Below are 22,960 nucleotides of genomic sequence, written 5' to 3' on the forward strand. Positions count from 1 at the left end.
CGGGCGCTACCGTAGCGCAGCAGGCCGCCGGCGCAGCATGGCCGTTACATCCTCGGGCCCGGCGAATTTCGGCACGCTCCCGGCGGCCATCTGGTCGAGGCTCGGCGCCGGCAGGCCAAGCCGGCTGGCATAGATCCAGGAATAGGCCATCACCCGCTGCACGAAGGCCCGGGTCTCGTCGATCGGGATGGATTCGATGAACAGGAAGGGGTCGTCCCGGTGCCCGCTCGCCGGCAGCCACTTCTGTAGGTTACCGGGTCCGGCATTATAGGCCGCCAGCAGCCGGATGAGGTTGCCCGCCACCCCCTCCTGCCGCGCCAGGTAATGCACGTAGCGCTGGCCGAGATCGAGGGAGAAACCAGGGTCGTGCAGCCGGTCCCGGTTCTCCGCCGAGAGCGAGGGATCTCCCGCCACGTAGCTCGCCGTCGCCGGCATCAGCTGCATCAGCCCGCGCGCCCCAGCCGGCGAGACCGCAGCGGCATCGAAGCGGCTCTCCTGCAAGGCGAGCGCATAGAGCAGCGAGGGATCGACCCGGAACCCGCCCTGCGGCTGCAGGCGCGGCAGCGGGAAGCGGGCGAAGTCCCGCGGCCGCCCATCCGCCCCCTGGCTCGCCGCCGCAAGCTGCGAGGCGAGGCCGTTCATCCCCGCCGCCGAGGCCACGGAGAGCATTGCCCGCACCAGCGTCGGGTTGTTCCTGGCCTGTCCCCAGAGCTGCCGCAGCTCCGCCTCGGCCCGCACGCCCTGGCCGATCTGCAACAGGCCGAGGGCCCGCCAGCCGCCCGCCGTCTCGGCCAGCGCCGCGGTCTCGGCCTCGCCGGCCAGCTCGCCCTCCCAGGCGAATTTGTTCGGCAGGCCCAGCGCCCGCCGTGCCACCTGGCCGTAGAAGGTCCGCGGCTCCTGCGCCGCCTGCGTCATCCAGGAGACGTAGAGCTGCGGCTGCCGCGCCCTGACCGCCGCCCGCCCGGTCCAGAAGGCCGCTGCCGAGCGCAGCGCCGGCGCCGCCGCCTCGGTCCGCGCCGCCCGCTCGAAATAGGGCAGGGCGAGGTCGTAGCGCTCCATCCCCCAGGCGGCGAGCCCGGCGGCGAAGGCGGCGACGCCGTTCTCCCCCCTGCCGGCGGACTGCCGCAGCGTCTCGGCGGCGATACGGAAGGCCTCTTCGTCCCGCCCTGCGCGGAAAAGGCCGATCGCCAGGTCGGCCCGCAGCAGCGCCGCATAGGCCGGCGAGAGCCCGCGCGTCCGCCCGATCAGCGCCAGCGCCGCCGCAGCATTCCCCTCCCGGGCCTTGTCCCGCACCGCCCGGTCGAGCGTCGGGTTGCGGGTAACGGCCGCACCGTCCCGCTCCTCCGGCGCCAGGGACTGGTCGGGCGAGAGCACCTCCGCCGCCTCGGGCGGGGTCGGCAGCGCCGTCCCGCGCGGCAGCATCTCGGCAAGCCGGGCATGGATCCGCGGCGCGTCCGGATGATCCGGGTGATGCGCCAGCCAGGTTTGCAGCGCCGCCGGATTCGGCTGCCCTGCCGGCCGCAACCAGCGGTCGGCCAGCACCTGGCCGAGCAGCCGCCGGTCCTCCAGCCGCTCCGTCTCGCGCTCCGCCGTGGTGAGATCGCCCGCCGCCTGCGCCTGAAAGATGCGCCGGAGCCGTGCAGCCTCGGAGGGCGCCAGCACCTGCGGCAGCCCGGCTACCCCGCCGGTGGGGGCGGGGCGGGGCAGGATCATCGCGGTCTGGCCGAAGGAGGCCGGAGTGGCGGTCGAGGCTGGGGCCCTTTGCGCCTGGGCCGAGGCCGTGGCCCCCGCCGTCAGCGCCCCCCCCAGCAGGACCCCGCAAAGCAGGGGGCGAAGGAGGCAGCGGGCCATGGGTCTGATCGCGCGCATGGCACGTTCCCGTTAGCGGTCGCGAGCATTGAAGCGCAACCCCTCAATTGCGGGATCAAGATAAGATCGTTTCCACCTGGGCGTGCATTCGCAGCGATGCCATGGCCAATGGCATGTATAACAATCCCGTTGGCATCTAATCTGTGCTGTCGATCTTCCGCCGCAGCATCAGCAGGTCGTTCCAGGCCTCGCGCTTGGCCGAAGGTGTGCGCAGCAGATAGGCAGGATGCAATGTGGCGAGTGCCGGCAAGGCTTGCCCTTCATTGATTGTTACTTGATGCCAACGACCGCGAAGCCGGGTGATGCCCTCCCGCGAGCGCAGCAGCGCCTTGGCCGAGACGCCGCCCAGCAGCACCACCAGCCGCGGCCGTGCGAGTTCGATATGCCGCAGGATGAAGGGCAGGAAGAGCGCGATCTCCGCATCCGTCGGCGTCCGGTTGCCGGGCGGGCGGAAGGGCAGGATGTTGGTGATGTAGAAATCGCGCTCCCGGCTTAGCCCGACCGAGGCCAGCATCCGGTCGAGCAACTGGCCTGAGACGCCGACGAAGGGGCGTCCCAGCCGGTCCTCATCCGCCCCGGGCGCCTCGCCAATGAACATCAGCCCGCTCTCCGCCACGCCATCGGCGAAGACGAGGTTCATCGCCGTCTCCTTGAGCGGGCTACCCTCGAACTGCGCCATGGCCTCGCGCAGCGCCGGTAGGCTGTCGGCCCCAGCCGCCAAGGCCTGCGCCCGGGTCCCGGCGACGGAGGCCGGCAGCAGCTGCGGCTGGGCGCGCAACGGCGCAGGAGCGGGGGAAGGGGAGCGCGCCGCTGGCACCTCCGCGCGCTCCGAGGCGCGCGCCGCCCGGTCCTGCGGCTCCGCTTCGAGCGCCTCGTCCACGCCCCAGTCGAGCTGGAGCCTGAGGGCCGCGATCAGCGTCTCCTGTGTCTCAGCCTCCATCCGCGCCCCCGCCAACGGCCTATATTCCTGCCCCCGGGGTTCCGTGCAACCCGAAGCGACGCTACATGCGGAGACGAACCAGGAGGAGCCAGGCATGTCCGGTGCCGAACAGCGCGAAGCAATGGAATTCGATGTGCTGATCGTGGGGGGCGGCCCCGCCGGTCTCGCCGCCGCGATACGGCTGAAGCAGGTCGCGCCCGATGCCACGGTCTGCCTGGTCGAGAAGGGCAGCGAGATCGGCGCCCATACCCTTTCCGGCGCCGTGCTCGAGATCCGCGCCCTCGACGAACTGCTGCCGGACTGGCGCGAGGACCCGCCGGCGCTGGCGACGCCTGCCACCGATGACCGCTTCATGCTGCTGACGGAGACGCGCGCCTTCAAGCTGCCGACGCCGCCGCAGATGAACAATCACGGCAACTACATCGTCTCGCTTGGCAATGTCTGCCGCTGGCTCGGCGCCAAGGCTGAGGCGCTGGGCGTCGAGATCTATCCGGGCTTCGCCGCCTCCGAGACGATCATCGAGGACGGGCAGGTGAAGGGCGTCGTCGCGGGCGTCGCCGGCATCCAGAAGGACGGCACCAAGGGCCCCGCCTACGAGCCGGGGATGGAGCTGCGCGCCAGCTACACCCTCTTCGCCGAGGGCTGCCGCGGCTCCCTCACCAAGCAGCTCTTCGAGCGCTACGACCTGCGTCAGGGTGTCGCCCCGCAGACCTATGCGCTCGGGATGAAGGAGCTTTGGGAGATCCCGAAGGAGAACCACAAGCCCGGCCTCGTCTGGCATTCGACCGGCTGGCCGCTGACCTCCGACACCTATGGCGGCTCCTGGCTCTACATGCTGGGCGAGAACCTGGTCTCCATCGGCTTCGTCGTCGGCCTCGACTACTCGAACCCCTGGCTCTCGCCCTTCGACGAGTTCCAGCGCTTCAAGACGCACCCCGAGGTGCGGAAGATGCTGGAAGGCGGCAAGCGCGTCGCCTATGGCGCCCGCGCGCTGAACGAGGGCGGCTTCCAGGCCATCCCGAAGCTGGTCTTCCCCGGCGGCGCGCTGATCGGCGACTGCGCCGGCTTCCTCAACGTGCCGAAGATCAAGGGCACGCATACCAGCATGAAGACCGGCATGCTCGCCGCCGAGGCCGCCGCCGCGGCGATCGCCGGCGAGACGCGCGCGCCGGTGCTCGACAGCTACCCCACAGCCCTCAAGGCAAGCTGGGTCTGGGAGGAGCTGAAGGGCGTCCGCAACATCCGCCCGGGCTTCGCCAAGTACGGCTTCTGGGGCGGCCTCGCCAATGCCGCGCTCGACACCTACGTCTTCCGCGGCAAGGCGCCCTGGACCTGGCCACACCATGCCGACCACGAGACGCTGAAGCCTGCCGCCCAGGCGAAGCGCATCACCTACCCGAAGCCGGACGGCGTGCTGACCTTCGACCGCCTCTCCTCGGTCTTCCTCTCCAACACCAACCATGAGGAAAACCAGCCCGCCCACCTCCAGCTCCGCGATCCGGACCGTTGGAAGGGCGTGAACTGGGACCAGTTCCGCAGCCCCGAAAGCCGCTACTGCCCGGCAGCGGTTTACGAGGCCGTCGGCCCCGATGCCGAGCGCGAGCTGAAAGGCACGCCCGACCCCGAGGCCACCGGCCCCGGCGGCGATGTCGAAGCGGGCGATGCCGGCGCACGCCTCGTCATCAACGCGCAGAACTGCGTCCACTGCAAAACCTGCGACATCAAGGACCCGACGCAGAACATCGACTGGCGCACGCCGGAGGGCGGCGGCGGGCCGAACTACATCGGCGGCATGTGAGGGAGCAGGGTAGCGGCACCTCCGGGTGCCGCTACCCCTCGACGCACTCCAGCCCGCGCCGGGCATAGGCCACCGATAGCTCGCCCACCTTCGCCGCATCCGCCGAGGCCGCCGTCCCCGTCCGCGCCCGCACCGCGATGCCCTCGAAGATCACCGCGAAGCGGAACATGGCGAAAGCCCGGTGGAAAGGCTCCAGCCGCGGCGCCGGTGTCCGTCGGCAGGCATAGTAATGCGCCACATACTCGTCCTCGCCCGGAATCCCGAGCGCATCGAGGTCGAGCCCCCGCATCCCGCCATACTCCTCCGGCGTGCTCCGCCAGGGGATGGTGCTGAAGGCGAGGTCCGCCAGCGGATGCCCGATGGTCGAGAGCTCCCAGTCCAGCACCGCCACCACCTGCGGGCCATCGGGCGCGAACATCACGTTGCCCGGCCGGTAGTCGCCATGGACGATGCCCGCCTCGCCGTCGTCGGGCGGAATATGCGCCGCGACCCAGCCCGCCAGCTCGGCCAGCTCCGGGATGTCGCGGAAGCGCTGCACCTCCCACTGCTTCGTCCAGCGCCCGACCTGCCGCTCGAAATAACTGCCCGGCCGCCCGAACCCCTCGAGCCCCGCCGCGCGCCAGTCGGCATCGTGCAGCCGCGCCAGCGTCTCGGCGAAGGATAGGTACATCGCCCGCCGCTCCCCGGCCGAAGCCCCCGGAAGGTCGCAGGTGCCGAAGACCCGCCCCTCCACCCTGTCCATCACGTAGAAGGGCGTCCCCACCACCTCAGCCCCTTCGTGGAACAGCACCACCGGCGGCACCGGCACCTCGCTCCCCGCCAGCGCCCGCAGCACCCGCGCCTCCCGGTCCACCGCATGGGCCGAGGGCAGCACCTCGCCCGGCGGCTTCTTGCGCAGCACCAGGCGCCGGTTGGCATAGGTGACGAAGAAGGTCGGGTTCGACTGGCCGCCCGAGATGCGCTCGATGGCCATCTCACCCTGGAGCCCTGCAATGGCCTCCCGCAGGAAGCCATCCAGCCGCGCGGCCTCGAATTCAGGCGCCTCGCCCATGCCCGTCTCCTCCCCATCTGTCGGGAGCATGGCCGGGGCGAGGGGCGTGGGCAACCGTTCCACCCGGTTTGCGCTATCCTGCACCGATGAACAGCACCTTCGCCTTCCTTGGCTTCTTCGCGGCCTGCTTCCTCGTCGCCTGCTCGGGTGCCGTCTTCCGCCCCGGCGACTGGTACGAGAACCTGGCGAAGCCGAGCTGGAACCCACCCAACTGGCTCTTCGCCCCGGCCTGGACGCTGCTCTACATCCTGATCGCCATCGCTGGATGGCTCGTCTGGCGCGAGGCTGGCTTTGTCCCGGCGCTGGCCCTCTATGGCGTGCAGCTCCTGCTGAACGCCGGCTGGTCCGCCGTCTTCTTCGGTCTGAAGCGCCCCGACCTCGCCTTCGGCGAGCTGGTGCTGCTTTGGCTCTCGATCCTCGGCTGCATCCTGCTTTTCGCCCCCATCAGCACGACGGCCGCCTGGCTGATGGTGCCCTACCTCGCCTGGGTGACCTTCGCCGGCGCGCTGAATTTCGCCATCTGGCAGCGAAACCCGCGCCCGGCCTGATCAGCTTCGCTTCCGGCTCATGCCGGAGGCGATGAGCGCCGCCTCCACCCCCGGCTGCACCTCGCGGATCGCCGCCACCGTCCCCGCCCGGTCGATCACCCGGCTGGCGATTCCACCCGCCGCCTGCCGCGCCAGCACCTCCGGGTCCCTCGCCGCGGCCATCAGCGCGGCCTCCAGCCGATCGCGGATCGGCGCCGGCAGGCCCGCCGGCCCGGCCCAGATGATGAGCTGCCGCGTCGCCGTCTGATAGCCCTGCTCGATCAGCGTCGGCACTTCGGGGAAGTCCGGCCAGCGGTCGACGCTCGCGCTCGCCAGCATCCGAAGCTGCCCTCCCCGCACGAGGCCGATCATCTCCGAGGTGCCGGAATAGGTATCGACATGCCCGCCTGCCACCTGGCTCGCCGCCTCGGTGATGCTGCCGAAGGGCACGTAGCTGATCTGGATGCCCGCCAGCCGCGCCAAGTCGAAGAAGCTGACCGCCGAGCCCGGATTGGTGCTGGCGACGGTGATGGGCCGACGCCGCCCCTCCGCGATGAAATCGGCCAAGGTCCGCACCTGCGGCATCGACGGCCCGACCGGCACCGCGATCCGCAGCTCCGATGTGCAGCCGAGGAAGTCGAAGCTCTCCCAGGGCTTGTAGGGCAGGTCCATGGTCAGCGGCGCCACCACCAGCGCCGAGAGCCCGACCAGGCCGAAGGTGTAGCCATCCGGCCGCGATTGCGCGATCCGCCCCGGCCCGAGGGTCCCGCCCGCCCCGGGCGTGTTCCGCACCGGGATGGCGACGCCGAGCGTCTTCTCCATATGCGCAGCGATTGCCCGCGCCACCACATCCGTCCCGCCACCGGGGCCGAAGCCGGTAACGAGGCTGATCTCCCGGCTTGGCCAGCGCTCCGTCTGGGCCAGGGCGGGCATGGCAAGCGTCATCCCGCCGAGCAGGGTTCTGCGCTTCATTGCTTCGTTCCTCCCTCACAGGAAGGGCTTTGCCCTCCCCGAACCCCACCCATCAGGCCGGAACCCGGCCTGGACCGGTCCGAGCCTATCTCCCCACCCAGCGTGGGGGGCGCTTCTCCACGAAGGCCCTGGGGCCTTCCTGGAAGTCCTCGGTCTGCTTGATCCGCTCGCTCGCCGATCGGCTCATCGCCCAAAGCGTGTCGTCATCCAGCACCAGCGCCTGCCGGGCGATGGCGAGGCTCTCCCGCACCGCCACCGGCGCATTGGCGGTGACCCGCCGCGCCAGGCCGAGCGCCGCCTCCCGCACCTCGCCCTGCGGCACCACCGCATTCACCAGGCCATGCTGCAAGGCGAGCGCCGCCGGTATCGGCTCCCCGGTGGCGATCATCTGCATGGCGATCGCCTTCGGCAGCGCCCGCGGCAGCCGGAATATTCCGCCGGCTGCGGCGACCAAGCTCCGCTTCACCTCCGGCAGGCCGAATGTCGCCGTCTCCGCCGCCACAGCCATGTCACAGGCCAGCAGCAGCTCCAGCCCACCCGCCAGCGCATGTCCCTGCGCCGCCGCGATCCAGAGCTTGGTCCGCGGTGCCTTGACGAAGCCGCCGAACCCATATCTCGCCCCGGCCAGTGCCGTGCTCCGCCCCGCCGAAACCTCCTTGAGGTCGGCCCCGGCGCAGAAGGCGTGCGGCCCCGCCCCGGTCAGCACCACGACCCGGATCTCCGCGTCCGCCTCCGCCCAGTCGACCGCCGCCTCCATCCCCGCGCTGACCGCGGCATTCACCGCGTTCCGTGCCTCCGGCCGATTGATGGTGACGAGCGCGACATGCGGCTCCACCATCTCGAACAGCACAGCCTCGCTCATGTCACGCCTCCCGCCGAAGCCAGCCCCGCCGCTTCCGCCATGACCTCGATCGCCGCCGGCTGGCGCGACCGCACGCTGAGCGCATCCGCCCCGCTCTCCGCCCAGGCGCGGAACCGCTCCTTGATCCGCGCCGGCGGCCCGACCAGCGACTTCATGTCCACCCAGTCGTCAGGCACGGCGGCGATCGCCTCCTCCTTCCGGCCGGCCAGGTACAGCTCCTGGATGCGCGCCGCGGCCTCGCCGAAGCCGCGCCGCTCCATCATGTCGCGGTGGAAATTCTTGTCCTTGTGGCCCATGCCGCCGACATAGAGGGCGATCTCCGGCTTCAGCTTCGCCAGCGCGCCGCGCACGTCGTCCGAAACCTCGACATGCACGCTGGCATGGATAGTGAAGTCGGCCCGCGTCTTGGGCCGGCCCGTCGCCTTCTCGGCGCGGCGGAAACCCTCCTCCAGCAGCGGCATGAAATGGGGAAGCGTGCCTGGGACGAAGCCGAGAGCCAACCAGCCATCGGCGATCTCGCCGGTCAGCCGCACCATCGCATCCGTCTCCGTCCCCAGATAGACCGGGATGGCGGGATTCATGTGCAGGATCGACTTCAGCGGCTTGCCGATGCCGAGCGCGCCCGGGCCGGTATAGGGCAGGGGGATCTCCGGCCCGTCATGCGTCACCGGCGCCTCGCGCGCCCAGATCTTCCGCATGATCGCGACATAGTCCTTCACCCGGTAATAGGGCTTGCCCCAGGGCTGGCCGTACCAGCCCTCGACGATCTGCGGCCCGCTCACCCCAAGCCCGGCAATGAACCGCCCGCCGCCGGCGAGGCTGTCGACCGTGCCCGCGCACATCGCCGCATTGGCCGGCGTCCGCGCGGCGAGTTGCATCACCCCCGTGGCGAGACGGATGCGCTTCGTCACCGCCGCCAGATAGGCCAGCGGCGAGACCGCATCCGAGCCATAGGCCTCCGCCGTCCAGACGGAGTCGTAGCCGAGCTCCTCCGCCCGCTGGACGAGCGCGACAGGTACGTCCAGCTGCGCCTTTGAATATCCGATCGAGAGCCCGAGCTTCATCCCCACACCTCCTCCGGCATCGGCAGGCCGGCGAAGACCTCCGGCCCCAGCGCCCCGTCGGGCGCGATCCCCATCCGCTCCAGCACCCACATCAGCTGCCGCGCATGCTGCCCGCTGTGCCAGACGGTGCGCTCCAGGAACTCGTGCAGCGACTGCCGGCCGTAATAGACCTGCGCCGCCTCCGTCCAATCCCGTCCGCGCCCCGGCCCGTCGAACCAGGCCGCGAGCCGCCCCTCCACATCCGCCGCATAGGCCAGCAGCGCGGCCCGCTCCGCCCTGGGCGGCAGCCGGAAATAGGCCTCGTAGCGCAGCGGAATGCCTGCCTCATGCTCGAGGAAGGCATCGACGATGTTGACGATGTGGTAGACGAGGTCGGCATGGCTCCGCGGCCGGTCCGGCAGCAGCGTCCCGAGGCTTTCCTCAGGCAGCTGCGCCGCGAAGCGCGCCGCCCCGGCGAGGATCGCCTCCTGCCGCCGCCGCAGCTCCGCCACGGGCAGCACCTGCGGTGCCCCAAGGTCGATCCCGACCAGCTCCGCCACGTCCCGCAGCACCTGCCCGTTCGCCCAGGCCTCGCCCCGCGTCACGATCGGCACCTGCCGCAGCCCGAAGCGCTCGAGCTCCGCATAGGCCGCCTCGTCGGCCAGCACGTTGCGTGAGGCGAAGGGCACCCGGTGCCGCGCCAGGAACTCCTTGGTGCGCAGGCAGCTGGTGCAGCCGGTCATCCAATAGACCCGCACATCGTCGGGCATGGCGGCGTTCCTCCGGGATTTTCCCGCAGTCTATACGCCTCGTGCCATCCGACCAGCCCGGTTGCAGGGGCTTCCCCGCCGGCCTCATCCATGGTTCTTCCCGGCCCCGAAAGCACCCCGGAGGGAACCAAGGAATGAACCGCAGAGCCATCCTCGGCCAGACCGCGCTCGCCGCGACCACCGCCATCCCCCTGGCGACGCCCGCCCTCGCGCAATCCACGCCTGCGCTGCGCTGGCGCCTGACCAGCAGCTACCCGACCAGCCTCGACGCCATCCACGGCGCCGCCCATGTCTTCGCCCGCACCGTCGCCGAGCTGACGGAGGACCGCTTCCAGATCCGCGTCTTCGGCCCTGGCGAGGTCGTCCCCGCCCTCCAGGCGCTGGACGCGGTCCAGACCGGCACGGTGGAGTGCTGCCACACAACCTGCTCCTTCTACATCGGCAAGAACCCGGCCTTCGCCTTCGCCACCGGCGTGCCGTTCGGCCTCAACACCCGCCAGCAGAATGCCTGGATGTACGAGGGCGGCGGCATCGACCTGCTGAACGAGCTGTTCCGCCAGTACAACACCTACGCCCTGCCGCTGGGGACGACCGGCGCGCAGATGGGCGGCTGGTTCCGCAAGGAGGTCAGGACGGTCGAGGACATGCGCGGCCTCAAGATGCGCATCGCCGGCCTCGGCGGCACGGTGCTCCAGCGCGTCGGCGGCGTCCCCCAGCAGCTGGCCGGCGGCGACATCTACCCGGCGCTCGAGCGCGGCACCATCGACGCGGTCGAATGGCTCGGCCCCTATGACGACGAGAAGCTTGGCTTCAACAAGGTCGCGCCATTCTACTACTATCCCGCTTGGTGGGAGGGCGCGGCCAACACCACCTTCGTCGCCAATCTCGAGCAGTGGAACGCCCTGCCGAAGAGCTACCAGGCCGCCATCCGCACCGCCGCCGCCGAGGCGACGCACTGGATGGTCGCCCGCTACGACACCCGCAACCCGGAGGCGCTGCGCCGCCTGCTCGCCGCCGGCACCCAGCTCCGCGCCTTCCCGCGCGAGGTGATGGACGCCTGCTACCGCGAGGCCATGGCGCTGGAGGCGGAACTCGCCCAGAAGAGCCCGGAATATGCCAAGATCCACGCTGCGTGGTCGAAGGCGCGCGACGACATGCGGGCTTGGTTCCGGGTCGCCGAGCTGTCCTTCGACAACTACATCGCCCAGGCCGCGCAGCGGCGGTGAGGGGAGGGGCCTGGCGCCCCTCCTAATCCCTGAGCGCCCGCCGCGCCGCCGCGCTCAACGGTGTCCACAGATAGGCAAGGGGCGTCCGCCTCTCGCCGAGGATGTAGAGCTCCGCCGGCATGCCCGCGACCGGTGCCAGATCCGGCACCGATTCCAGCTGCCCGGGATCGAACTCCAGCCGGACGAGGAAATACGGGTCGCCGCCGTTGTTCGGCGGCACCTGCACGTCGGCGCCGACGACGATCACCCGCCCCTCCAGCATCGGCACGTTGCGCGTGCGGTAGCTGCTCAGCCGGATATTCGCCCGCTGCCCCACCGAGACCTGCTCGATATCGGTCGGCTGCACCCGGCCTTCGACCACCAGCCGGTCGTTCAGCGGCACCAGGTCGAGGATCGGCTGCCCGGTCTGGATCGTCGCCCCCGGCGTGAAGGCCTGGATATTCGTCACCTTGCCGGCCTCGGGCGACAGCACCTCGCGCCGCGCCAGCACGTCCTGCGCCGCGCGCAGCTGCTGCAGGGCCGCAGCCGTCGTCGCCTCGGTGGTCTGCATGTCGGTGGCGATGTCGGAGAGCCGGGCGAGCCGCAGCCCCTCCAGCTGCCGCTGCGCCTGGATGATGCCCTCGCGCAGCTGCGCCTCCTGCGCATTCGCCTGCCCGATCGTGGCGACGAACCCCGCCTCCTGCTGCTGCAGGTTGAGCACGGTGAAGCGCGAGGCGAAGCCCTGCGTCAGCAGCCGGCTGTAGCCGGCGATCTGCTCCCGCACGGCCATGAGCTGCCGCCCGGCGCCCTCGCGTTGCGCCTGGGCGCCCGCCACCTGCTCCTGCAACTGGGTGATGGCGCGCTCCTGCACGCCGACCTGCCCGTCGAAGGCCGCCCAGCGCGCGGCGAAGAGCGCCTGCTCGGCGCGGACGAAGACCTGGATTGCCGGATCGGCCCCCGCCGCCGCCGTCAGATCGACCGGGAAGGCCAGCTGCCGCTGCTCCGCCTGCTCCGCCCGCAGCCGGGCGACGCGCGCCCGCCCGCTCCAATAGGCGGCCTTGGCCTGCCCCGCCGTCGCCTCCGCCTGCGTCACGTCAAGCTGCAGCAGCGGCTGGCCCGCCTGCACCACGGAGCTTTCCTGCACCAGCAGGCGCCGCAGGATGCCCGGCTCCAGCAGGTTCACCGTCTTCCGCCGCCCCTCGGGGACGAGCTGTCCACTGGCCAGCACCGCCCGCTCGGCGACGGTCATCGTCGCCCAGCCGGCGATCGGCAGGAGGGTGATGGCCAGCGTCAGCAGCGAGCGCCGTACCAGCCGATGGACCGGCGGGCTCTGCACCGCCCGCTCCAGCTGCTTCTGGAGCGATTCCTGCGGAAGGGCCGAGGGGAGGGCCGGGGGCAGCGCCACAGGCGCCCCATGCTTAACCAGCTGCTGCACGATGCCGCTCCATGTCACTCTCATCGGGCCCGCCTGCGAGCCATTCGAAGGTGCCGCCGGCCTCCAGCCGCAGCCGGTGCCCTGCGAGGTCGGCCCAGGTCGCCGGCTCGTGCGTCGCCACCAGCACGACCGCGCCGGCCGCGCTCGCCTGGCTCACCGCCGCCCGCATCGCCTGCCGCGCCGCGCCGTCGAGGCCGATCTCCGGCTCGTCCAGCACCAGCAGCCGCGGCATGCCGTAGAGCGCCCGCGCCAGCCCCACCAGCCGCCGCTGCCCGGCCGAGAGCCCGGCGCTGGTCCCGGCCGGGGCCTGGTAGCCCAGCGGCTGCCGCCCGATCATCTCATGCGCACCCGCCATCCGCGCCGCAGCCACCACCAGCTCCGCCGGGGCGCCCGGCCCGCGACCGATATTGGTGAAGATGTCCGCCTCCAGCAGCTGGACGTCCTGCGGCAGGTAGCCGATCCGCGCGCCGAGCGTGCCGCGGTCGCAGAACCAGGTGTCCTGCCCGTCGAGCAGCACGCGTCCCTGATCCGGCGGCACCAGCCCGAGCACGAGGCGCAGCAGCGTCGTCTTGCCCGTGCCGTTGCCGCCCTCGACCAGCAGCACCTCGCCCGGCGCCAGGGCGAGGCCGAGCCCCGTCAGGACCGGCTGGTCCCGCCCCACCGGGTGGAAGCCGAGATCCTCGACGACCAGCCCCGGCCGCGCCTCGGTCAGGGGCGGCCGGGCGGTGACCTGCGCCTCCTCCGCCAGCGCCCGGCGCAGCCGCGCCCAGGCCCGGGTGCCGGCCTGCCAGGCCTCGAAATGCTGCACCAGCCCGGCGAGCGGCCGCAGCGCGAACTGCCCGAGCAACACGGCGCCGAGCACCAGCCCGATCGTCCCGCGCCCTTCAATGACGTGGAGCACGCCGGAGCCGGTCAGCCCCATCATCGTCAGCGCCGCGACCAGCATCTGCAACTCGCGGATCGCATCGCTCCTCGCCGCGGCCATGTCGGCGAGGCCAAGCGCTGCCTCGTGGCGCCGCTGCCAGCGCCCGAGCAGCGCCGGCAACTGGCCGAGCCCGCGCACCAGGTCCGCATGCACCAGCTGCCCGGCCAGCTCATGGCCCGCAGCCGCCAGCTCCGCTTCGCCCGTCGCCGCGGCCGGGCCCGCCACCCGCCGCAGCACCAGCCCGAGCAGGGCCGTCGCCCCCATCCCGGCCAGCAGGATCCAACCGAAACCCGCATGCAGGTGGAAGACGAGCCCCAGCGCCGCCGCCGCCCCCATCAGGTCGAGCAGCCCCGCCACCGCCTCGCCGGCGACGAAGCGCTGCGCCGCCGCGACATCCCCGAGCAGGTCGAGCCCCGCCACCAGGTCGCGCCGCGCCGCCCGCCGGATCGCCGCCTGCAAGGCTTCCGCCCGCAAGGCAAGGCCCAGCCGCTCCGCCATCGCCTGCAGCAGCGCCTCGCGTCGGTGCCGGTAATAGGCGGCGAGCAGCGTCGCCATGGCGAAGACCAGCATCAGCGCCAGCACGGTGTTGCCGTTCTTGCTCTCCAGCACGCCATCGGTAATGTGCGCGATGCTGAGCACCAGGTCGAACAGCCCAAGCATCCCGCCAAGGCTGAGCAGCAGGATCGCCAGCACGCTCCCCGGCCCGAGCCCCATGGCCCGCAGCCAGCCGCGGCGCTGCAGCACCGTCGCGCTCATGCCGCCGCCGCCTTCCGCCTGGCCAGGCGCGGAGCCTGCGCCGCCGCCGCAACCTGCGGCGGACCGTCCTGCGCCCCGGTCGGCACCAGCGAGCCGTTGCGCAGCGCGAGCACCCGGTCCGCCGCACCGACCAGCGCCGGCCGGTGCGTGGTGAAGACCACCGCCACCCCCTCCTGCCGCAGGACGCCGAGCAGGCCTATCACTTGCGCCTCGCCCGCCATGTCCAGCCCGCCCGCCAGCTCGTCCAGCACCAGCACCCGCGGCCGGCCGTAGAGCGCCCGGGCCAGCGCCAGCCGGTGCTGCTGCCCCATCGAGAGCGGCCAGGCTCCGGCCACCGGGGTCGCATAGCCGAGCGGCAGGGCCGTCACCGCCTCATGCACCCCGGCCCGCCGCGCTGCATCGAGCACCAGCTCCATGTCCGGCGTACCGAGCCGGGCGATGGCCTCCGCCACCGTGCCTCGCCCGAGCAGCGGCTGCTGCGGCAGGAAGCCGACATGCCGCGCCAGCTCCTCGCGGTCCCACTGATGCACCGCATGGCCGTCGAGATAGACGCCGCCCGCGCCGGGCGGATAAAGCCCCATCAGCACCCGCAGCAGCGTGGACTTGCCGCAGCCCGACGGCCCGACGATCGCCACCGCCTCGCCCGGCTCCAGGGCGAGGTCGACATTGCGCAGCGGCACCGGCTGCATCCCGCGGAAGCCGAAGGTCAGGTGCTCGGCCACCAGACGCGCCCGTGGGCAGGGGAAGGGCGTGCCGCGGTGGACGCTGGGCGTCTCCGCCAGCAGCCGCCGCAGCCGCTGCCAGGCCACCATGGCCTCGGCCACCTCCCGGCTGCCGCCGACGAAGGCGGCGAAGGGCGTGGCCAGGGCGAAGGTGAGGAAGAAATACTCCATCCCCGCGCCACGCCCGGCCACCCCGCCCAGCACCAGGAAGGCCATCAGGAAGAGGAAGGCACCGCCGAACAGTCCGAGCACCACCTCCAGCGCCAGCCGCAGCCGGCTCGCCCGCCGCCGGGCGAGGAAGGCCTCCCCCGCCGCCTCCGCTCCGGTCGCCAGCAGATGTCCCGCCAGCCGCGGCAGCATCCCCATGGCGAGGATCGCCTCGCCCGCCCGCATCGCATCGGCGGCCAGCCCCTGCGCCTGGGCACTCGCGGTCCGCGTCAGCTCCATCTCCCGCCGCAGCGCCTGGACCAGCGCATGGCTCAGCAGCCCCGCCACGCCGTAGAAGAGAATGGTCAGCACCGCGAAGGCCCAGTGCACCGCGAAGGCCAGCAGGATCAGCAGCGGTAGGGCGAGGATCTGCACCAGCGCCCGCGCCGCCAGCCCGGCGACGCCCCGCCGCAGCACCGCCAGATCCTCGAGCGCCGCGCTGCCGATCGCCTCCGGCCGCCCGGCCCGCTGCGCCATGGCCAGCGCCGCAGCCACGCCCAGCCGTCCGGCGACGAAGCGCGAGAGCCGCCGCAGCCCCGCCGCCTGCTGCAGGCCGAGCGCGGCGGCGATCACCAGCAGCAGCGCCCAGAGGCAGAGCACGGTGCCGATGGTGTCGAGGCTCCGCGTCTGCGGCACCGAGATCAGCAGGGTCGCCCCCGCCTCGACCATGGCGAAGCCCGCTCCCGCGGCGAACAGCCCCAGCATCACCAGGAACGCCACCAGCCGCCGGAGGCCGAGCCTGAGCGGCCCCATCGCCTCCGACAGCGTGGTCTGGAGGCCGCTTTCCAGCGTCGCGCGGGCCAAGCGACTAGATCCCGTAGCGGGCGAGGATGAAGGCCATGACGCCGCAGCCGAGGCCCGCCAGCAGGCCGATCAGCACCACCTGCCAGACATCGACCCCGCCCTTCGCCCCGGCCTCCGGCGGCGCCACGAGCTGGGCGAGCCTGTCGTCCAGCCGGGTGATCCAGAGTTCCATGGTATCCAGCCGGCGCTGCATCTCCTGCCCCGCCTGGGCGACGGCATCGAGCGCGCCGCCATCCGGCAGGCCGGCCATGCGGCGCCGCATGGCCTCCATCTCCCCGCGCATGGACGCCTGCTCGGCCACCAGCGTCTCGGCCACGATCTGGAGCTGCGCCGTGGCCGTGGCCGGCACCAGCGCCTCCTCCTGCCGGCGCGCATGCACCGGCACCTGCATCGTCGTGCCGTCCCGGCCGTAGGCGATGACCGAGAGGTCGCGCAGCTGGCGGAACCACTGGCGCTGGAGCGGGAATTCGAAGGCATGGCTGCCATCGCCGATGCCGTGCTTGGCGAGGTCCGGCCGCGGATTGCTCGCGACCCCGGTGGCCACCACCTTGCCCTCCAGGCGCAACTCGACCTTCACGCGGTATCCCGGATGGGCCGCATCCCAGACCCAACCATAAAGCCTGTCGGCCGTCGCGTTGTCGATCAGCCCGCGAATATCGGAGGGCGCGACCGTCTCCTCAGCCAGCGGGGCGTCCTCGGCCAGGGTGGCATCCATCGACATCGGCGAAGATTCCCTTGGAGCAGCCCCCTGACCGGGGGAAATCGCTCGATCGAAACAGCGGGCCAGGCGAGACCGGCCCTGAACCAGGCCACATTCTAAACGGAAGCGACGGCCAGTGCAGCTTCATACAACCTAAGGTGCCGGTTCGCGGATTCTGCCAGGGTCACCGGCGGGGCGATGCCCTCGACCAGCCGTTGCCAAAGCCCCTCGGTCTCGATCGCCCGCCGCATCACCTCGGCGAGCCCGGCCGGGTCCTTCACCGGCGCATGCAGCCCATCGACGCCGTCACGCACCATCTCGGCCGTGCCGCCGATGCCGCTGCAAATGACCGGGCGGCGATGGCGGAAGGCTTCCTGCACCACCAGCGGCGCGTTCTCCCACCAGATGGAGGGGATCACGACCCAGTCCACCTGCTGCATCAGTCCGGCGAGTTCCTCCGCCACGTAGGCGCCGCGGTAATGCACCGCCGGCGCCGCGGCGAGGGCGGTGTTGAACTCCGCCATGAAGGCTTCGGACTGATAGGCCGCCCCGCCATGCAGCGTGACCCGGTGCGCCACCCCGGCCTCGCTCAGGCGGTGCGAGGCACGCAGCAGCATCAGGCTGCCCTTGAACCGGTTGATATGGCCGAAGAAGCCGAAGCGGTCCCGCCGCCCGTCGGGCACGGTGCGGAAGGGCGCCGCTGGCAGTTCCGGCACGCCGTTCGGCATGACGCTGAAGCGCTCGGGCGACCAGCCGCTCGCCACGTAGCGGCCGCGGGCGAACTCGCTCGGCACCAGGATATGGTCGAAATCGGCGAAGACATCGCGCAGCTCGAGCTGCCGCATGACGATGTCCGTCGCCCCCCGGTCCGGGAAGCAGCGCAGGCAGCCATCCAGTGTCGGCCCGTTGCAGAGCCGGCCATCCGTGGTGAGCAGCTGCCCCTCCTGCGGGCAGATCGGGAAGAAGTCGTGCGCGGTGAAGATGAAGCGCGCCCTCGGTGCCAACCGCCGCACCAGGTCGATCGTCTCCGTGCCGAGCTGCAACGCGTGATGGACATGGACCACATCCGGCGCCAGCGCCTCGATCAGCGGCGCCAGCGTCGCCAGCCCATAGGTATCCGGCTGCGTCAGGAAGAACCGGTCGAAATTATCCAGCCAAAGCAGCATCTCATCCGTCGCCTGGCCCACTGCCTGCACCACCGTGCCCGGCAGCGGCTCGCGGTGGCTGCTGGTGACGGCGGCGAGGAACAGCCCCTCCACCCCGTGCCGGTCGCGCAGCTCGCGGAACAGGTTGCGGGAGAAGACCTCGGTCCCTCCGGGCTGGAGCGTGGGATGGTTGTGGCAAAGGAAGAGCACGCGCATGGCCGTCACTCCGTCCCGCCGGGCAGGGTGCCCGCCGGCCAGCTTCGCGCCATCAGCGCCGCGATGTCCCCCGCCCAGCGCCGGTGGTGCAGGCCGCGGTTGTAGGCCGCCGTCAGCGTCTTGGTGTAGCCGCCATGCAGGGCGATGGACTGCCGCTCGAAATGGTAGAGTTCCGAGGCCGGCACATAGCCGATGCCATGCCCCGCCGCCCGCAGCTTCAGGCAGAGATCGGAATCCTCGTAGTCGCCGACGACGTAGTCCGTGGTGACGCCGCCCACCGCTTCGAAGGCCGACCGCCGCACGCAGAAGGCAGCGCCGGTGATGCCCGGCACCTCCCGCGCCTCGTTCGCCGCCGGTAGGCGGCGCGGCAGGCCCTTGAAGTAGTGGCTGTTGTACCAGTCGCCGTCGCCGCCAAGCTGCTCGAAATAGAGCCCCGCATGCTGCAGCGAGTCGTTGCCGTAGAGCAGCTTCGGCCCCACCGCGGCGAGGCCGGGTGCCGCCTCCAGCATGCCGAGCAGCGGCCGCAGCCAGCCGCGTCGCGCCGGCACCACGTCGGAGTTCATCATCAGCAGCACCGGCGCCCGCGCCTCCGCCGCACCGGCGTTGCAGGCGCTGCCATAGCCGTAGTTGGCCGCTTGCACGACCAGCGTCACGGGCCGCCCGCCAATGCCGTGATAGCCGCGCAGGTTGTGCTCCAGGTCCTCCCGCTGCTCCGGGCTGTCGAGCACGAAGATAAGCTCCGCCTCGTCGAGGCTCGCATCCCGCGCGAAGGCCGCCAGCTGATGCCGCAGGTAAAAGACGTTGCGGTAGATCGGGATCACCAGGCTGACCGCCGGCGCTGCCACCGGCCGGCCGACTTGCACCACCTCGGGCGTCTGCCGCGCCGCCATCACCCGCTGATGCAGGCGTTCCACGGGCGGGGCGATGCAGCGCGCCATGATCTCCGGCGTCACATGCACCGGGGCGATGCCGCCCAGCACCCGATCGCGCGCCAGCAGCGGCGTGGTGATGGAAGGCTGCGCCACCAGCGCCACCTCGTCACCCGTGCTCAGCCGCACCTGCAGCCGCCATTGCCCCGAGGGCCGCAATGCCGCCCGCGGCAGGTGGGCGATGAAGCCGGCCTTCAGCTCCGCTCCGCCGTGCGGTGCCTCGGCGTATTTCTTGCCGATGTCCGGGCGCGGGAAGCGGATCATCTGCTCCGGCGCCAGCCGCTGCTCGCCGAACCGCCCCTGCAGGGTGAGCCGCGCGACGAGTCCCAGCGGATCGCGCAGCCAGCCGCGCAGGAAAAGCCCGCCGGCATGATCGTCCACCGCCAGCTCGAGTGCGCCGCCGAAGGGCTCGCCCGGCTGGCTGACCTGCGCCGCCGGCTGCGCCGGCTGCACCAGCTGATGGTCCCGCAGCAGCCGCCGCGCTGCCTCCTCGGTCGCTGCGCGCCGGGCGAGCTCGGTCGTCGCCAGGCGATAGAGGCCGCGCCCCGCCGCGTCCTGCCGGCGCGCCAGGTCACCGAGTGTCGGCAGCGCGGCCGGCGCCGGCGCGAGATGGATCGGCCCCTCCGCCCCGGCCGGCAGCAGGAAGCCGCCCTCGAAGCTTCGGTCGTCCAGGATCAGCGCATGGCGCGTATGTCCCACCTGCCGCAACCGGTCCCGGCCGACGACATAGGAGGTGGCCGCCTCCGCCGCGAGGCCGCGGGGGAGGGACCAGAGCAGCGTATCCGTACCGCAGAGTACCGCTGGCCGGGCGCCCCGCTCCGGTGCCTGGGCAAGCCCGGCCACGGCATGGCAGGCCGCGGCGAGGGCCGCATCCTCCGCGCCGCGCAGCAGGCGGCGGCCGCGTGCGGCGAGGAATCCCGCCACACGCAGCAGGGCCGCCGGCGACAGGTTGCCGAAGCAGTCCTCGACGCTGCCGGCCTCGGGCAGCAGCCGCAGCCGCCCGCCCGCCTCATCGCCGGCATCGAGCCACTCGCCCACGGCGAGCCCCGGTTGCGGCTTCAGCAGAAGGAGGGAAAGCGCCGTCCCCGGCACGGTCTGCCAGGACATTGGCGGCTCGATCGGCCCACGGGCCGAGGCGAGGAAGAGGTTGCCCGTATCGATGCCGGGAAGCCCGTCCCGCAGGACGAGCAGCACGGCGCCGGGCGAGAGTGCGAGAAGCACGGCAGAAGCGCCACCGGCGACATCCGAGGATGTCGCCGGCATTGGTTCGAAGGTATCCAGAACCCTTGCCCCCGTCATCATGAGACACGGGTATCAGAGAATGCTTTCCGCTGTGTTTATGCCGGCGCGGTCCAGCGCTAGCCGAGACCCTTGATCCAGTTCTCCGGATGGGCGGCCATATCCTGGGCGGTGGTTCCGCTGATGCCCTTAATGAGGATGGTGTCGCCGCTGCTCAGCGAGATCTTCACGCTCGAGCCCTCGACGGTGATCTTGCCGGCGAGGTCGTCGAGGCTGTCGATGCCGTCCATGCCGGCCTTGATCTGCACGAAGTCCTCGCCGTAGCTGAAGCCGAGGATCGTGTCGTTCCCGCCGAAGCCATCCTCGTAGGCGAAGTAGTCGGGCCCGGCGCCGCCGTTCAGCAGGTCGTTGCCCGCGCCGCCGGCCAGCGTATCCATGCCGTCGCCGCCGAGCAGCGTGTCGTTGCCGTCGCCGCCCCAGAGGCTGTCGTTACCCACGCCGCCGGAGATGCTGTCATTGCCAGAACCGGCGGAGAGCGTGTCGTTGCCGCCGCCGCCCTGGATGTTGTTGCGGCCGTCGCCACCGAGGATCTGATCGTCGCCCGAGCCGCCGATGAGCGTGTCGTTGTCGTCGCCCGCGGTGATCGAGTCGTTGCCGTCGCCAGCGCTGACATAGTTGTTGCCATTGCCAGCGGAGATGCTGTCGTCGCCACCGCCGGCGTTGACTGTGTCGGCAAAGCGGCTGCCGTAGAAGCCGAGGACGTTGCCCCCGTCATCCACCAGGCTGTTGCCGGCGGAGCCGTCCTTGAAGGCGATGCCGCCGCTGGCGTCCTTGGCATCGACGAAGGTCTCGCCGGCCGACAGGCCGCGGTCGATGAACAGGCCGCCGGTCTCGATATGATAGAAAGCATCAACTCCGCTCGGCACGTCGCCGAACTGGGCCAGGTCGAACCGTTGCCCCCCGGCTATCGATGCGAAATCCGCCATGACAATCACCCCACCGCCGATGTCAGGCACCGATAAGGCGCCGTCCTATGAGGTTAGTGTTTAACCAGTGGTTGCAGTCTGGTCAATCTGGAGGCAACCGAGGCGACAAGTCTTTACACCGGCCGTGGCGTGACGGAGGCGGCGCCGAAATCTCATGGTGCAGTGCGAAGGATAAGCGCCTTTGCTGTCGCGCCAACGAAATCATCGCCGGCGGATCATGTCGGTAACGTCATCACGAAATCGCGATAAAACTACTCCGGGCAGTCCCTAACCGTGAATTACAGGGAGATGTCTCTATCGCTGGTACAAATTGAGACGGCTTGCCTTCTTCACCAGCGGTTGTGAACGACGTATAAGGCGCCGGTATCGGTTGAATGGGGCGTCCCATGGGGGGGTCGGCTCCTATTCGCTTCGCAGCCTTTGGAGGCGCCTCGATGGCTACCATTCCTGGGACATTTGGACCCGACAGTCTCACGGGCACCACAAGTGACGACCTCTTCTTCCCGCAGACCGGTGACGACACCATCTTCGCCGGCGCTGGCAACGACACCATCTGGGCCGCGCTCGGCAACAACACCATCGATCTCGGCACGGGTGCCGACGTGGCGCATCTGAGCGATGGCAACCATTTCGTCAGCGCCGCCTCCGATGTTGGCCCGGCCGCCCTCGGCGACACCATCATCACCGGCAGCGGCAATGACACCATCGAGGCCGGCGGCGGCGACAACTACATCAACGCCGGCAACGGCAACAACCAGGTCTACTGGGTCGAGGGCGTTGGCGGTGCCATCCTCGCGGGCAGCGGCACCGACACGCTAGACCTGTCCAGGTCATCCGCCGGTCATGAGATCTACTCCGCGGCTGGCGGCATCGCCGGCTCCACCGTGTATTTCGCGGGCTTCGAGAAGATCGTAGGCACCAACTTCAACGACACCGTCTGGGGCTCCCTGGCTACCGTCGACGGCGGCGCCGGCAACGACGAGATCCACGGCAGCGACACCGCCAGCAATCTGCTGGGCGGTGTGGGCAATGACATTGTCATCGGCGGCGCCGGCAACGATACCATCGACGGCGGCACGGGCAGCAACTACCTGGCCGGCGGCGCCGGCAGCAACGTCTTCATGGTAGGCCTGGGCGACGACACCGTCGCGGCCGACGGCGCCGAGAACACCCTCGACCTGTCCCTTGCCGCCGGCGGTGCCGATATCTGGGGCCATGGCAGCATCACCGGCTCGGGCTTCAGCGTCGCTTACAACCCGGCCATCGTGGGCCGCTATGTCGGCAGCTCCAGCGCCGACACCTTCCACAACTTTTACCGCGGCACGCTGGAAGGTGGCGCGGGCATCGACACGCTCGACAACAGCCAGTCGACCACTGCTCTCACGATCGACCTGAGCCAGCCGGTCAGCCCTGCCCTCGACCTGAACTTGGTCTCGATCGAAGGCGCGAAGACCGGCACGGGCAACGACACCATCATCGGCAACGACGATGGCAACCAGCTCGATGCCGGCGCCGGCAACGATGACATCTCCGGCGGCGCCGGCAATGATACGATCGTCGGCGGTTCGGGCGGCGACGTGCTGACCGGTGGCGACGGGGCCAACACCTTCGTCTTCGCCGGCGAGTTCGGCGAAGACCTGATCCTCGACTTTAAGGTGGGCGTGGACAAGCTGGAATTCGACGGCATCACCGCCGCCCAGGTCACCTTCACCGCGGATGGCGAAGTGGCCTTCGGCGACAACCGCATCACCATCCTGTCCGATGGTGACCTCAGCATCAGCGACTTCATCTTCAGCTGAAGCCGGGCCGGGGGGCGTTCGCTCCTCCACCCACTCCTTTGCGAAGGCCGGGCCCCAAAG

18 protein-coding genes are annotated in these 22,960 nt (G+C 70.9%); 4 read left to right on the forward strand and 14 right to left on the reverse strand.

The window, feature by feature from the left end:
- Positions 1-6 precede the first annotated feature (6 nt).
- Positions 7-1,869: a lytic transglycosylase domain-containing protein gene (locus JMJ56_RS10930; protein ID WP_236037638.1), complete on the reverse strand. Its 1,863-nt coding sequence runs from the start codon at positions 1,867-1,869 to the stop codon at positions 7-9.
- A 136-nt stretch (positions 1,870-2,005) separates the two neighbouring features.
- On the reverse strand, positions 2,006-2,809 hold the full coding sequence (locus JMJ56_RS10935) for a uracil-DNA glycosylase (RefSeq protein ID WP_202831642.1): 804 nt from the start codon (positions 2,807-2,809) through the stop codon (positions 2,006-2,008).
- A 94-nt stretch (positions 2,810-2,903) separates the two neighbouring features.
- Between JMJ56_RS10935 and JMJ56_RS10940 the strand changes: the two genes are divergently transcribed.
- Positions 2,904-4,607, forward strand: a complete 1,704-nt coding sequence (locus tag JMJ56_RS10940; RefSeq protein ID WP_236037639.1) for an electron transfer flavoprotein-ubiquinone oxidoreductase — start codon at positions 2,904-2,906, stop codon at positions 4,605-4,607.
- A gap of 31 nt (positions 4,608-4,638) precedes the next feature.
- On the opposite strand, the gene JMJ56_RS10945 is transcribed toward JMJ56_RS10940, so the two are convergent.
- On the reverse strand, positions 4,639-5,721 hold the full coding sequence (locus JMJ56_RS10945) for a phosphotransferase family protein (RefSeq protein WP_328702346.1): 1,083 nt from the start codon (positions 5,719-5,721) through the stop codon (positions 4,639-4,641).
- Positions 5,722-5,744: 23 nt separating this feature from the next.
- Here JMJ56_RS10945 and JMJ56_RS10950 point away from each other — a divergent pair, with 23 nt between their 5' ends.
- The gene (locus JMJ56_RS10950; protein WP_202831643.1) at positions 5,745-6,206 is read left to right on the forward strand and encodes a TspO/MBR family protein; all 462 of its coding nucleotides are present in this window, start codon (positions 5,745-5,747) and stop codon (positions 6,204-6,206) included.
- Here the strand turns inward: JMJ56_RS10950 and JMJ56_RS10955 are convergent, their stop codons facing one another.
- From JMJ56_RS10955 to JMJ56_RS10970, 4 genes are all read right to left on the reverse strand, one after another.
- Positions 6,207-7,157, reverse strand: coding sequence for a Bug family tripartite tricarboxylate transporter substrate binding protein (locus JMJ56_RS10955; protein ID WP_202831644.1), 951 nt, complete (start codon positions 7,155-7,157; stop codon positions 6,207-6,209).
- 85 nt (positions 7,158-7,242) lie between these two features.
- Entirely contained in the window at positions 7,243-8,019 is a 777-nt protein-coding gene (locus tag JMJ56_RS10960; protein ID WP_202831645.1) for an enoyl-CoA hydratase-related protein, read from the reverse strand.
- Complete coding sequence (locus JMJ56_RS10965) at positions 8,016-9,083, reverse strand: LLM class F420-dependent oxidoreductase (RefSeq protein ID WP_202831646.1); 1,068 nt, start codon at positions 9,081-9,083, stop codon at positions 8,016-8,018. Before JMJ56_RS10965 ends, JMJ56_RS10960 begins: the two co-directional genes overlap by 4 nt.
- Positions 9,080-9,832 (reverse strand): glutaredoxin domain-containing protein, encoded by a 753-nt coding sequence (locus JMJ56_RS10970; RefSeq protein ID WP_202831647.1) that lies wholly within the window; start codon positions 9,830-9,832, stop codon positions 9,080-9,082. Before JMJ56_RS10970 ends, JMJ56_RS10965 begins: the two co-directional genes overlap by 4 nt.
- A gap of 134 nt (positions 9,833-9,966) precedes the next feature.
- Here JMJ56_RS10970 and JMJ56_RS10975 point away from each other — a divergent pair, with 134 nt between their 5' ends.
- Positions 9,967-11,058: a TRAP transporter substrate-binding protein gene (locus JMJ56_RS10975; protein WP_202831648.1), complete on the forward strand. Its 1,092-nt coding sequence runs from the start codon at positions 9,967-9,969 to the stop codon at positions 11,056-11,058.
- Positions 11,059-11,080: 22 nt separating this feature from the next.
- On the opposite strand, the gene JMJ56_RS10980 is transcribed toward JMJ56_RS10975, so the two are convergent.
- The 7 genes from JMJ56_RS10980 to JMJ56_RS11010 all read right to left on the reverse strand — a co-directional run bounded on the left by JMJ56_RS10980 (position 11,081) and on the right by JMJ56_RS11010 (position 21,101).
- Positions 11,081-12,472, reverse strand: coding sequence for an HlyD family type I secretion periplasmic adaptor subunit (locus tag JMJ56_RS10980; protein ID WP_202831649.1), 1,392 nt, complete (start codon positions 12,470-12,472; stop codon positions 11,081-11,083).
- Positions 12,456-14,153 carry an ATP-binding cassette domain-containing protein gene (locus tag JMJ56_RS10985; protein WP_202831650.1) on the reverse strand — a complete coding sequence of 566 codons (1,698 nt, stop codon included), beginning with the start codon at positions 14,151-14,153 and terminating at the stop codon, positions 12,456-12,458. Before JMJ56_RS10985 ends, JMJ56_RS10980 begins: the two co-directional genes overlap by 17 nt.
- Positions 14,150-15,886 carry an ATP-binding cassette domain-containing protein gene (locus JMJ56_RS10990; RefSeq protein ID WP_202831651.1) on the reverse strand — a complete coding sequence of 579 codons (1,737 nt, stop codon included), beginning with the start codon at positions 15,884-15,886 and terminating at the stop codon, positions 14,150-14,152. The genes JMJ56_RS10985 and JMJ56_RS10990 overlap by 4 nt, the downstream gene beginning before the upstream one ends.
- Before the next feature lie 4 nt (positions 15,887-15,890).
- On the reverse strand, positions 15,891-16,607 hold the full coding sequence (locus tag JMJ56_RS10995) for a hypothetical protein (protein ID WP_202831652.1): 717 nt from the start codon (positions 16,605-16,607) through the stop codon (positions 15,891-15,893).
- A 95-nt stretch (positions 16,608-16,702) separates the two neighbouring features.
- The gene (locus JMJ56_RS11000) at positions 16,703-17,947 is read right to left on the reverse strand and encodes a glycosyltransferase family 4 protein (protein ID WP_202831653.1); all 1,245 of its coding nucleotides are present in this window, start codon (positions 17,945-17,947) and stop codon (positions 16,703-16,705) included.
- A gap of 5 nt (positions 17,948-17,952) precedes the next feature.
- A complete protein-coding gene (locus tag JMJ56_RS11005; RefSeq protein ID WP_202831654.1) occupies positions 17,953-20,139 on the reverse strand; it encodes a glycosyltransferase family 2 protein in 2,187 nt (728 codons plus the stop codon).
- Between the two features lie 95 nt (positions 20,140-20,234).
- Complete coding sequence (locus JMJ56_RS11010) at positions 20,235-21,101, reverse strand: calcium-binding protein (RefSeq protein ID WP_236037640.1); 867 nt, start codon at positions 21,099-21,101, stop codon at positions 20,235-20,237.
- A 434-nt stretch (positions 21,102-21,535) separates the two neighbouring features.
- Here JMJ56_RS11010 and JMJ56_RS11015 point away from each other — a divergent pair, with 434 nt between their 5' ends.
- A complete protein-coding gene (locus tag JMJ56_RS11015; protein ID WP_236037641.1) occupies positions 21,536-22,900 on the forward strand; it encodes a calcium-binding protein in 1,365 nt (454 codons plus the stop codon).
- The last annotated feature ends 60 nt before the right edge of the window (positions 22,901-22,960 follow it).

This window comes from Belnapia arida (assembly GCF_016773205.1).
Lineage (GTDB): Bacteria > Pseudomonadota > Alphaproteobacteria > Acetobacterales > Acetobacteraceae > Belnapia > Belnapia arida.